Below are 11,742 nucleotides of genomic sequence, written 5' to 3'. Positions count from 1 at the left end.
TGGCACGGCGACGACGGCCGTGATGCCGCCCTGCTTGCGCTCCCGGAGCTGCACCCGCAGTCCGTGCCGGGACGCGAGCCGGGCGACGACGTAGAGCCCCATGCCCAGCCCTGTTTCGGGCCGGCGGTCCGGTGACTGCGCGCCGGCCGCCGCCTCCATCTCCGGCGGTTCCTGTCCGTCGGGGAGGCTGAGGCGCGCGTTGAGCGACGAGAGGCGCCTGCTGGTGACGCCGATCCCCTCGTCCTCGATCGAGAGCATGACCTCGCCGCTCTCCAACAGCCAGCCCGAGAGGCGTACTTCGGCATCGGGCGGGGAGAAGGTGGCAGCGTTGTCGAGCAGTTCGGCGACGAGGTGGCTCAGGTCGTCCGCGACGTAGCCGGAGACCTGCGCGTGCGGTGGAAGGGTGCCCAGCTCCACGCGCTCGTAGCGCTCTATCTCACTGATGGCCGCCCGCAGCACGTCGAGCAGCGGCACGGGCCCGGAGTGGTGCGAGGTGACGTGTTCGGCGCCCGCGAGCAGCAGCAGGTTCTCGCTGTAGCGCCGCATCCGGGTCGCGAGGTGGTCGAGCTTGAAGAGCGTGCTCAGACGGCCCGGGTCGCTCTCCTCCTCCTCCAGGCCCTCGATGACGCCGAGTTGGCGCTCGACCAGGCCCAGCGTGCGCAGGGCGAGGTTGACGAACGTGCCGTGCACGGCGCCCGAGAGGTTCTCGACGTGCTCCTTGAGGGCTGCGTGGTCGCTGCGCAGCCGGTCCCTCTCGGCGGTGAGCGCGTCCTTGTTGCGCACCAGGTAGGTGTTGTCGGCCTCGGCCTCTGCGGCGCGCTCCTGGACGGTGACGACGGTGCCGCGCAGCTCGTTCAGCGAACTCACCACTTCGGCGAACTCGTCGTTCCTGCCGTGGAAGGACACCGGACGCTCGCCGACGGGATCCCGTGCAAGTCTTCTCGAACCGCGGGTCAGCACGGAGAGCGGGCGCGCCATGGAGCGTGCCGTCTGGACGCTGATGCCGATCGCGCCGAGCAGGCATGCGGCGACGAACGCGAGGCTCAGCTCCAGGCCGGTCACGTCGTCGTCGCGCAGCTGCTCGAGGCGCTTCAACTCCTCGGCGGCGAAGGACGACTGGACGCCGCGCATGCTGTTGATGCGGGCGGAGAGCGCGGCGTCGATGCGGTCGTGGTTCATCGCGCGGTCGCTCGCGCTCAGGTACGGCTGGTCCGTGAGCCGCTCGAGGTACCGCTCGGCGAGCGTGACGTCGGCACCCGTGACCGTCCTCGCGTAGCTCTCACGAGCTGTCTTGCCGGCCGCGTCGTCGAAGTCCTCGAGGGCGGCCTGCTCCCGTACGTAGGCGCGCTGCGCCTCGGCCGCGAGGCCCTTCTCCGCGCCGCCGCCGACGAGGGCGCCGCGCACGAGCCCGCGGACGGCGGACGCCTGCTCGACGGCACGGCCGAGGTCGGGCAGGGCATGGCCTGCTCCGGTGCCGGACGAGCCGTCTCCGGGCTGGGCGCGCGCGGGCAGCGAGCGGGCGACGTCGGCGCCCACGCCCTGAAGGGTCTTGATGGTGCCGGTGTACGCCTCGTACAGGTCCTGGGCGCTGTTCCGGCCGTCCTGCGCCTGCTGGCGGATGCGGGGCAGCTTGTGCAGCGCGCGGCGTACGTGCGGGGGCGCGGTCTCCCTGATCTCGGTGACCTGGCGGTCGACGCGGGCGCGCTGCTCCTCGGTGACTCCGGCGCCGTCGCGGCTGGTGCGTCCCGCCGCGACGTACTCGACCATGCCGTCGCGCTCGTCGGCGAGAGCGTGGGTGAGGGCGACGGAGCGCTTGTCCAACTCCGCGCGTTCGACGAGGTTCTGACTCTCGCTGAGATCGTCGGAAGCGCCGATCACCGCGGGTGTGCCGGCGCCGATCACCGCGAGGGAGCACAGAGCGACACTGACGAGCAGCCGGTTGCGTACCCGTGAGCGCCGGGCACCGCTCGGCGCAGGGGAGCCGGAGCCCGCCCCCTCACCCGCAGTCGTGGTCCGGGATCCACCCGGTCCGGCCGGTTTCCGCAGTAGCTTCGTCCGCACCCGTGCTCGCAATCTCGTCGGGGCCTGCCCCGGGCCGTGCCCGGGTGGCGCAGTCCAACCTTGTGTTGCAGGAGGTGGGCCCCGTCTTGAGTACGTGGCTGTGTACGTCAGTACGCCCCTGGTACGCCGACCGACCCTTCCAGTACGGATGGGAGGCGGACGACGATCTCCTGCCGGGCCACCCGAAGGAGTGAACCTCAATCGGGAGTTGGCGAACAACTCCACCAGCGCACGCCAACCACCCTGTCCGGGGGCATCGGTTGGAAATCCCCAGAGCTCCTGGCAAGATGCGCGCTCGCATACTTACGGACGCACTCATTCCGGTCAACTCCCCATCGGCACCGCATCTGACCTGCCGCTCCCCTGTCAGGATCGGGCCACTTGGTCCCCTTGACACAACCCGGTACGTCCCGTTTCTCCTGCGCACGCTGCGGCACACTGGCGCCATGCGCATCGAGATGGCCAGCGAGCCCGGTGATCCAGGGCGCCCCAACGAGGACTACGCGTCGGCGGCCCTGCCGTCGTCCGGACAGGGCGGCGGGCTGGTGGTTCTGGACGGAGTGACCCCGCCGAGCGAGGACGTCGGCTGCGCACACGGGGTGCCCTGGTTCACGGCACGGCTCGGCGGCGCGATGCTCGAACTGGCGGGTTCACGACGGGATCTGACCCTGGCTGAATGCCTCTCGTCGGCCATTTCTCGTACCGCCGAGGCACATGATTCAATCTGTGACCTTTCTCACAAGCGAACTCCGCAGGCGACGATCGTCGCCGCGCGCTGGAACGAGGAGCACGTCGAGCACCTCGTTCTCTCGGACTCCGTGCTCCTGATGGAGCACTCCGACGGGACCGTCACCGCCGTGCGCGACTCCCGCCTGGACGAACTTCCGGCGCACGTCGTCGCGTTGCGCAGCCGCGTTCGGTCACTGCCCGAGGGCACTCCCGAACGTGCCGCCGCGCGGGCGGAGTTCGTGCGAGCCGTCGAGGCCCTGCGCAACGCCCCCGGCGGCACCGGCTTCTACACGGCCGCCGCCGACCCCTCCGTCGCGTCCCTCGCGGTGACCGGTACCTCCCGGCGCTCGGAGGTGCGCGCGCTGCTCGCCCTCACCGACGGTGCCACCCGCTGGACCGAGACCTTCCGGCTCGGGGACTGGGCCCAACTCCTCGCACTCGTACGGAAGGAGGGCGCCAGCGCACTCGTGGCGCGTGTACGGGAGGCGGAGCTCGCCGACCCCGAGGGGGCGGCGCATCCTCGCGGGAAGCGGCACGACGACGCGTCCGCGGTCTTCGCCGCCTTCACGTGAGGGCTCGTCCGGCCAGCTTTCCTTCGGGAGACTTCGCTCCGGGGCCGGCCGCCTCCACCGGCATCGGGCACCGGGCATCGGGCACCGGGCACCGGGCACCGGGCACCGGCGCTAACTTCCGGCGTCCGCCATGTCGTTGAGCTGGTGGAGCAGTCGCGCCAGCTCCGCCACCTCCTCGCGGTCCCAGGCGGCCAGCTTGCGTACGTACTGCGCGCGGCGGGCCTCGCGCACGAGGGAGAAGCGGTCCCTGCCCTGCTTCGTCAGATGCACCAGTGACGCGCGGCCGTCGGCGGGGTCCGGGGAGCGGGTGATCAGGCCGAGGTTCTCCAGTACGCGGAGCTGACGGCTGATGGTCGCCTTGCCGACTCCGAAGTAGACGGCGAGATCGGTGGCACGCTGCGGGCCCCCGTCCTCCAGACGGACGAAGAGCCCGTACGCGGCGGGCTCGAGTTCGGGATGCACCTCACGGGCCAGTTCGCCCGAGAAGGCGCGGGCGCGTCTCAGAAAGACCGTCAATTCTCTTTCCAGGTCGAGCAGTTCGGGTGCGTACTTCCGCATGGACTCGTCCACGTATGCGCCCTCTCCCAGGTTTCCGTGCAGAAAGTTCCCCGCCGCCGACGGCGATCGTCCCAGCTCCCACAGTATTTCGCAGGTATGGACCACCGGCGGTGCGCTGTCCTCTTCCCCACAAATGTCTACGCGCGTACCGTCAACATGACATGCCCACACCAGAGGCACGTCGCCCCACCCCCACCGACGGTCTCGGAGGCAACGATGCCCCTTCACGGATCCGGCACGGCCCGCAACAGACGTGGACTCCTGTCTGCGGCAGGGATGTTCATCTCGGCCCTGGTCCTCGTGGTCACCGCGCCCGGAACGGCGAACGCGGCTCCGCAGGACGACGGACCCCTCAAGCCGGGAGAGGCCTCGATGGGTGTGGGCGTCCGCATGCACGAGGGCGGCGACCCCACGGACGGCACACCGCCGGAGAGCCTGGCCGCCACGGTCGAGGGCGTCGATGTGAGCGGTCATCAGGGGAACGTCAACTGGTCGTCGCTGTGGAGCAGCGGCGTCAAGTTCGCCTACGTGAAGGCGACCGAGGGCACCTCCTACACGAACCCCTACTTCACGCAGCAGTACAACGGCTCGTACAACATCGGGATGATCCGCGGCGCCTACCACTTCGCGCTGCCCGACAACTCCAGCGGCGCGGCGCAGGCCAACTACTTCGTGGACCACGGCGGCGGCTGGAGCGGCGACGGCAAGACGCTGCCGGGCGTGCTCGACATCGAGTACAACCCGTACGGAGCGACCTGCTTCGGGCTGAGCCAGAGCGCGATGGTCAACTGGATCAGGGACTTCACCAGCCGGTACAAGGCACGCACCGGCCGGGACGCCGTCATCTACACGACGACTGACTGGTGGACGACCTGCACGGGCAACAACAGCGGCTTCGGCAACACCAACCCGTTGTGGATCGCCCGGTACTCCTCCTCGCCCGGCGGGCTCCCCGCCGGCTGGGGCTTCCACACCTTCTGGCAGTACACCTCGACCGGCCCGATCGTCGGTGACCACAACAGCTTCAACGGCTCGATCGACCGGCTGAAGGCGCTTGCCAACGGATGAGCTGATCAACGCCCACGCCGCGCCCGTGCCCGCTGCACGGAGGCGGGACGACCGCGCGGCGATCCCAGCCGGGAGGGGGTGCCCGGTGGCGGCTCCGGGCCGTCACCGGGAGCTCGTGCCGGCCGCCTCGAAGGGGCCGGAGCGGACCGTCCGGAAGATCCGCATGTTCAGCTCTTCCGGTCAGTGGGCCGCCCCGCGCCGGGAAGCAGCGCGGGGCGACCCGAAGGGGAACCGGTGCATCGGGTGCATGAGGTGGCGTGTGTGTCAGGCCGCCACCGGCAGCTCCCGTCCGCCCTCCTCCATGAGGCCGGACTCGGCGGGAGTGAGGGCCAGTTCGAGCACCTGACGGATGTCGGAGAGCGGACGGACGTCCAGCCGCTCCAGCACCTCCTCCGGCACATCGTCCAGGTCCGGCTCGTTCCGCTTCGGGATGATCACCGTGGTGATGCCGGCCCTGTGCGCCGCGAGCAGCTTCTGCTTGACGCCGCCGATGGGCAGTACGCGTCCCGTCAGCGACACCTCGCCGGTCATCGCCACATCCGTACGCACCTGCCGGCCGCTCAGCAGCGACGCCAGCGCGGTGGTCATGGTGACGCCCGCACTCGGCCCGTCCTTGGGCACGGCTCCCGCCGGCACGTGCAGGTGGATGCCGCGCTCCTTCAGGTCGCCGACGGGCAGTTCCAGCTCCGCGCCACGTGATCGCAGGTAGGACAGCGCGATGTGCGCCGACTCCTTCATCACGTCCCCCAGCTGCCCCGTCAGGGTCAGCCCGGAGGCACCCGTCTCCGGATCCGCGAGCGACGCCTCGACGAAGAGCACGTCGCCTCCCGCTCCGGTGACGGCCAGCCCGGTCGCCACACCCGGCACGGACGTGCGCCTCTCCGCCGGGTCCTGTGCGGACTCGGGGGTGTGGTGCGGCCGCCCGATCAGTGCGCGCAGCTCGTCGGGCCCCACGGTGACGGGGAGTTCGCGTTCACCCAGCTCGTGCTGGGCCGCCACCTTGCGCAGCACCCGGGAGACGGCGCGCTCCAGGTTCCGTACGCCCGCCTCGCGCGTGTACTCACCCGCGAGCCTGCGCAGCGCAGCGTCCTCGAGACGGACCTCCTCGGCCTCCAGGCCCGCCCTCTCCAGCTGCCGGGGCAGCAGGTGGTCGCGGGCGATGACGACCTTCTCGTCCTCGGTGTAGCCGTCGAGCTGCACCAGTTCCATCCGGTCCAGCAGCGCCTCGGGGATCGCCTCCATCACGTTGGCGGTGGCGAGGAAGACCACGTCCGACAGGTCGAGTTCGATCTCCAGGTAGTGGTCGCGGAAGGTGTGGTTCTGCGCCGGGTCGAGGACTTCGAGGAGTGCCGCGGCCGGGTCGCCCCGGAAGTCGGAGCCGACCTTGTCGACCTCGTCCAGCAGCACGACCGGGTTCATCGAACCGGCCTCCTTGACCGCCCGCACGATGCGGCCGGGCAGCGCCCCCACGTACGTACGCCGGTGTCCGCGGATCTCCGCCTCGTCGCGGACCCCGCCGAGCGCCACGCGGACGAACTTGCGTCCCATGGCTCGTGCGACGGACTCGCCGAGAGAGGTCTTGCCGACGCCGGGCGGCCCCACCAGGGCCAGCACCGCACCTCCGCGCCGTCCGCCGACGACGCCGAGCCCGCGCTCGTCGCGCCGCTTGCGCACGGCCAGGTACTCGGTGATGCGCTCCTTGACGTCCTGCAGGCCCGCGTGGTCGGCGTCCAGGACCGACTGGGCCCCGCCGATGTCGTACGCGTCCTCGGTCCGCTCGTTCCAGGGCAGTTCGAGGACGGTGTCGAGCCAGGTGCGGATCCAGCTCCCCTCCGGCGACTGGTCGGAGGAGCGCTCCAGCTTCTCGACCTCCTTGAGCGCTGCCTTGTGCACGTGCTCGGGCAGGCCGGCGGCCTCGACGCGGGCGCGGTAGTCCTCGCCCTCGTCCTCCGGGTCGCCGTTCAGTTCGGACAGCTCCTTGCGGACCGCTTCGAGCTGGCGGCGCAGGAGGAACTCGCGCTGCTGCTTGTCGACGCCCTCCTGGACGTCCTTCGCGATCGACTCGGCCACATCCTGCTCGGCCAGGTGCTCGCGAAGTGTCTGGACGGCGAAGCGCAGCCGCTCGACGGGATCGACGGTCTCCAGCAGGGTGATCTTCTGCTCGGCGGAGAGGAACGGCGAGTATCCGGCGTTGTCGGCGAGCTGGCTCACGTCGTCGATCTGCTGCAGCCGGTCCACGACCTGCCACGCGCCACGCTTGCGCAGCCAGTCCGCGGCCAGCGCCTTGTACTCCGTCATCAGGTCGGACACCTCAGCAAGAGGCGTGCCCGCCTCCGCGGCCCTTCCGGGACCAGGCTGCTGCGCGTCCTCCTCCATGACGGTGCCCTCGATCCACAGGGCGGCACCGGGCCCGCTCGTACCGGAGCCGACGCGCACGCGCTGGCGGCCACGGATCAGTGCGCCGGGGTCACCGTCTGCCAGCCGTCCGACCTGCTCGACGCGACCGAGCACACCGATGCCCGCGTAGCTTCCCCCGATCCGCGGCACGAGCAGCACCTGCGGCTTCTCTCCCTCGGGGGCGGCGGCCTGTGCGGCTTCCACCGCCGTCCGGACCTCTGTGTCGGACAGGTCCATCGGCACCACCATCCCCGGCAGCACGACCTCGTCATCGAGGGGCAGCACGGGCAGGGTGAGCAGTGCGGACTTCGGAGCCATGATCTCTCCCTAGGCAGGCAAGTTGAGCTATGACCACTCAATGCTCGGGAGGCGGCGAATGTTCCTTACTCCGGCCTTGTTCGCCAGGAGCGATCACCGGTGGGCCTGCCGCCGCGTTGCTTCCTCGCCCCGTTCGGCTACGGAGCCTGGTGCATCGCGCCGGACGCGTCCTTCCCGCTGGTCCACGGCACTGCCGCCGGCTATGTGAACGCTCAGCGGAGCAGGACCCTTCCCGCCTGCCTCCGGGAAGCCCGCTGGACGCGTGCCGGGTGCGCCGCACGGCAGGATGGCGGCATGCAGCAGCCCGACACCGCTCATCCCGTCGCACCCGCAGCCGCACCCGCAGTCGTGCTCGACCGCCGCGAAGGCCCCCATGGAGAGGTGGTCCTGCGGCAGCAAGGAGAGCTGCTGCAGATCATCGCCAACGGCACCTTTCTCATGGACACCTCCGACGGCAGCTCCGAGCGTCTGCTCGTACGGGCGGCGCTGCAGGAGCTCCGGGAACTGCGGGAGCTTCCGGAGTACGGCCGCGAGCCCGCGCCCTCCGATGCGCCTCTCCGCCTGCTCATCGGCGGGCTCGGCGTCGGCTTCTCGCTCGCCGAGGCCGCAGACGAGCCGGAGTGGGGGCGCATCACCGTCGTCGAGAGGGAGGAAGCGGTCATCGACTGGCACCGCGAGGGCGGGCCTCTCTCACCGTTCTCCTCCGAGGCGCTGCGTGACGCCCGGACGGAGATCGTGCACGCGGACCTGGTGGCCTATCTCCGGGGTACACGGAGCGCAGGATCCGATCGCCCCGCCGGGCCCAGCGGGTCCGACGAAGAGCGCTTCGACGCGCTCTGCCTCGACATCGACAACGGACCCGGCTGGACCGTCACCGACGACAACGGCTCCCTCTACTCCCCCTCCGGACTCGCCGCCTGCGCCGCACGGCTCTCCCCCGGCGGGGTCCTTGCCGTGTGGTCGGCCCAGCCTGCCCCGACATTCGACCATGCTCTCCGGAATTCCGGATTCGTACGGGTTCGTACACAAGAGATCCCCGTCGCCCGAGGCGTCCCCGACGTGGTCCACTTCGCAACCAAACCGGCATAGCCGCAGCCCACACGAGCCCTCTACGCTGCTGCAAGCACGCACACAAACAAGCCACGGGGCCATGCAGGGGCGGGGTCGAATGGACCAGAAGAACATCACACCAGCACAGAGCAGCAATGCCGCCGCGGCGACCACCCCTGGCGCACAGCGCCGCATTCTGGTCGTGGAGGACGATCCGACGATCGTGGACGCGATCGCGATGCGGCTGCGGGCCGAAGGTTTCCAGGTGCAGACGGCCGGCGACGGTCCTGCTGCCGTGGACACCGCGGAGGCCTGGCAGCCGGATCTGATCGTGCTCGACGTGATGCTGCCGGGTTTCGACGGACTGGAGGTCTGCCGCAGGGTCCAGGCTCAGCGGCCCGTTCCGGTCCTCATGCTCACCGCGCGGGACGACGAGACGGACATGCTGGTCGGTCTGGGAGTCGGCGCCGACGACTACATGACCAAGCCGTTCTCCATGCGCGAGGTCGCCGCGCGGGTGCACGTACTGCTGCGCCGGGTCGAGCGGGCCACTCTCGCCGCGCACACTCCGCGCAGCGGAATACTCCGCCTCGGCGAGCTGGAGATCGACCACTCGCAGCGCAGGGTGCGGGTCACCGGTGAGGACGTGCACCTCACGCCCACCGAGTTCGACCTGCTGGTCTGCCTCGCCCACTCGCCCCGCGCGGTGCTCTCGCGCGAGCAGCTGCTCGCCGAGGTGTGGGACTGGGCGGACGCCTCCGGCACGCGCACGGTCGACAGCCACATCAAGGCGCTCCGTCGCAAGATCGGCGCCGAGCGCATCCGCACGGTTCACGGTGTCGGTTACGCGCTGGAGACGCCGGGCTCGGCGTCGAACAACTCCGGCGGCTCGGGTTCGTCGGGCGCGTCCGCCTCGGCGTCGCCCGCCCCGGCAGGCGGGTACTCGTCGGCGGCCGCCGACGAGTACTGACGGCGGCGGACCAGACGTGACAGACGTGCCTGATTCGTCTTCCGCAGATTCGCCCGCCCGCGCCCCGCGCCCCGGCCGCGCTGCCCGCACTCTGCGTGCGGTCCGCACCGGCGGGACGTTCCTGGGGCGCGGGCTGCGCGTCCTGCACCGCCTCAACCAGCGTCTGCGCCGCCGCTGGGAACCCGTCTGGGTTCGCTGGATCGACCGGCTGTGGGAGGGGCTGCGCCCGCTCGACCCGTACCGGTCGGTCAAGGCGGCTCTCGGGGCGCTCGTGATCGTCTCCGTGGTGATCACGACGCTGCTGGCGCTCTTCGCGGTCAACTCCGCGACGGAGCTGCGGGTGATCACCATCATCTCGATCATCGCGTCGCTCCTGATCACGCAGTTCGTGGCCCAGTCGCTGACCGCGCCGCTGGACGAGATGACGGACGCCGCCAGAGCCATGGCGGACGGCGACTACTCCCGGCGTGTGCGCGGCGACAGACGCGACGAGTTCGGCGAGCTGGCGGAGACCTTCAACCGGATGGCAGCCGACCTGGAGGCCGTCGACCAGCACCGCAAGGAGCTGGTGGCCAACGTCTCGCACGAGCTGCGCACGCCCATCGCGGCACTGCGCGCGGTGCTGGAGAACGTCGTGGACGGCGTTTCCGACGCCGACCCGGAGACGATGCGGACCGCGCTCCAGCAGACCGACCGGCTCGGCCGGCTCGTCGCGCATCTGCTCGACCTGTCACGACTCGACAACGGTGTCGTCCCGCTGCACGCCCGCCGGTTCGAGGTGTGGCCCTATCTGGCCGGCGTGCTCAAAGAGGCCAACATGAGCAAGGGCCAGGGGCACTCCCGTACGGACGTCCATCTTCATCTCGACGTCTCCCCGCCCGAACTGACGGCCTATGCGGACGCCGAGCGGCTGCACCAGGTCGTCGCCAATCTGATCGACAACGCCGTCAAGCACAGCCCCGCGCACGGCCGTGTCACGGTGCGCGCCCGCCCGGGCGCGAGTGAGGAGAGCCTTGAGGTGGAGGTGCTCGACGAAGGACCCGGAATCCCGGCGTCCGAGCGGGCCCTCGTCTTCGAGCGCTTCAACCGCTCGAAGAGCGCCGAGGCTTCGTCCCAGCGCGGTGCGGGCACCGGCGGAGGCGACGGCGGTACGGGCCTGGGCCTGGCCATCGCGCGCTGGGCGGTCGACCTCCACGGGGGCTGGATACGTGTGGCCGAATCCCCTCGCGGCTGCCGCATCCAGGTCACTCTTCCGGGCCTGGAGAACGCATCGGGTTGACGTACGCTCGAAGAAGCCGGTCGCAGGTTTGACGCAGGTGGGGCGGGAACCAGAAGAGAGACGCGGTTACATGACGCCGGAATCGGGGCTCGCGGTTCCGTACCGCAGTGAACCCTGTGAGTTTCCCGCCAAATCATGCGCCGAAACCGGTCTCGTGATGTGACTTGCACGACGACAAGGCCGGCCGGACTGCAACTGAGGCCGGTAGGGGCGTAGCCTTTGTTTCCGCTGTCCACCACCTAAGGAACGCGGAAGAGGGCGGTTGCCGCCGTGTCGTCACAGTCCCCCAACAGCTCGAGCGTCTCGACCCAGCAGGACGGTCAGGGATCAGATCCCGCCGCCGTGTTCGGACCAAACGAGTGGCTCGTCGACGAGATCTACCAGCAGTACCTCCAGGACCCGAACTCGGTAGACCGAGCCTGGTGGGACTTCTTCGCCGATTACAAGCCGGGCTCGGAGGCCGTGGGAGCCGTCGGCTCCCCGACGGCCGACTCCGCCGCCTCGCCCAGTGCCGCAGCAGGCACGGCAAGCGTGGCCGCCGGTCCCGGAAAGGCCACTCCAGCTGCTCCGGCCCCCTCGGGTCCGGCTGCGGAGGGCCAGAAGCAGGGCACCTCCAAGGCCGCTACGCAGAAGGCGCCGGCCGGAGGCACGACCGCGAAGGCGGCTGCCCCCGCGAAGCCCGCCGCCTCGAAGCCTGGGAAGGCCTCTGCCCCGCGGACGAACCGTTCCTGGAACAGGCA

Annotated in this window: 9 protein-coding genes; 6 read left to right on the top strand and 3 right to left on the bottom strand. The window is 70.4% G+C overall.

Annotated features, from left to right (window positions below; translation table 11 throughout):
- Window positions 1-1,902 (bottom strand): nitrate- and nitrite sensing domain-containing protein (locus H5J26_RS22790; RefSeq protein ID WP_309238031.1); only part of this gene is annotated, 1,902 nt, incomplete at its 3' end.
- Window positions 1,903-2,507: 605 nt separating this feature from the next.
- Between H5J26_RS22790 and H5J26_RS22785 the strand changes: the two genes are divergently transcribed.
- Entirely contained in the window at window positions 2,508-3,362 is an 855-nt protein-coding gene (locus H5J26_RS22785) for a protein phosphatase 2C domain-containing protein (protein ID WP_181767801.1), read from the top strand.
- A gap of 111 nt (window positions 3,363-3,473) precedes the next feature.
- Here the strand turns inward: H5J26_RS22785 and H5J26_RS22780 are convergent, their stop codons facing one another.
- Window positions 3,474-3,920: a MarR family winged helix-turn-helix transcriptional regulator gene (locus tag H5J26_RS22780; RefSeq protein ID WP_181767804.1), complete on the bottom strand. Its 447-nt coding sequence runs from the start codon at window positions 3,918-3,920 to the stop codon at window positions 3,474-3,476.
- Between the two features lie 216 nt (window positions 3,921-4,136).
- On the opposite strand from H5J26_RS22780, the gene H5J26_RS22775 reads away from it, so the two are divergent.
- Entirely contained in the window at window positions 4,137-4,988 is an 852-nt protein-coding gene (locus H5J26_RS22775) for a lysozyme (protein ID WP_181767800.1), read from the top strand.
- A gap of 264 nt (window positions 4,989-5,252) precedes the next feature.
- On the opposite strand, the gene lon is transcribed toward H5J26_RS22775, so the two are convergent.
- The gene (gene lon / locus H5J26_RS22770; RefSeq protein WP_181767799.1) at window positions 5,253-7,703 is read right to left on the bottom strand and encodes an endopeptidase La; all 2,451 of its coding nucleotides are present in this window, start codon (window positions 7,701-7,703) and stop codon (window positions 5,253-5,255) included.
- Between the two features lie 294 nt (window positions 7,704-7,997).
- Here lon and H5J26_RS22765 point away from each other — a divergent pair, with 294 nt between their 5' ends.
- From H5J26_RS22765 to H5J26_RS31615, 4 genes are all read left to right on the top strand, one after another.
- On the top strand, window positions 7,998-8,792 hold the full coding sequence (locus tag H5J26_RS22765) for a spermidine synthase (protein WP_181767803.1): 795 nt from the start codon (window positions 7,998-8,000) through the stop codon (window positions 8,790-8,792).
- A gap of 79 nt (window positions 8,793-8,871) precedes the next feature.
- Window positions 8,872-9,723: a response regulator transcription factor gene (locus H5J26_RS22760; protein WP_181767798.1), complete on the top strand. Its 852-nt coding sequence runs from the start codon at window positions 8,872-8,874 to the stop codon at window positions 9,721-9,723.
- 163 nt (window positions 9,724-9,886) lie between these two features.
- Complete coding sequence (locus H5J26_RS22755; protein ID WP_181767802.1) at window positions 9,887-11,002, top strand: HAMP domain-containing sensor histidine kinase; 1,116 nt, start codon at window positions 9,887-9,889, stop codon at window positions 11,000-11,002.
- Between the two features lie 342 nt (window positions 11,003-11,344).
- Window positions 11,345-11,742, top strand: a 398-nt coding sequence (locus H5J26_RS31615; protein WP_309238030.1) for a 2-oxoglutarate dehydrogenase E1 subunit family protein, incomplete at its 3' end; no start/stop codon positions are given.

It is taken from the genome of Streptomyces albidus (ex Kaewkla and Franco 2022) (genome assembly GCF_013870515.1).
In the GTDB taxonomy this organism is placed as follows: domain Bacteria; phylum Actinomycetota; class Actinomycetes; order Streptomycetales; family Streptomycetaceae; genus Streptomyces; species Streptomyces albidus.
The sequence above is the reverse complement of the archived record's forward strand: the minus strand, read 5'-3'. Positions and strand labels throughout refer to the sequence as shown.

Bases quoted from the DNA above. Each gene is read 5' to 3' on its own strand.
- lon (WP_181767799.1), bottom strand. From the start codon at position 7,703: ATGGCTCCGAAGTCCGCACTGCTCACCCTGCCCGTGCTGCCCCTCGAT.
- H5J26_RS22780 (WP_181767804.1), bottom strand. From the start codon at position 3,920: ATGCGGAAGTACGCACCCGAACTGCTCGACCTGGAAAGAGAATTGACG.
- H5J26_RS22785 (WP_181767801.1), top strand. From the start codon at position 2,508: ATGCGCATCGAGATGGCCAGCGAGCCCGGTGATCCAGGGCGCCCCAAC.
- H5J26_RS22760 (WP_181767798.1), top strand. From the start codon at position 8,872: ATGGACCAGAAGAACATCACACCAGCACAGAGCAGCAATGCCGCCGCG.
- H5J26_RS22775 (WP_181767800.1), top strand. From the start codon at position 4,137: ATGCCCCTTCACGGATCCGGCACGGCCCGCAACAGACGTGGACTCCTG.
- H5J26_RS22765 (WP_181767803.1), top strand. From the start codon at position 7,998: ATGCAGCAGCCCGACACCGCTCATCCCGTCGCACCCGCAGCCGCACCC.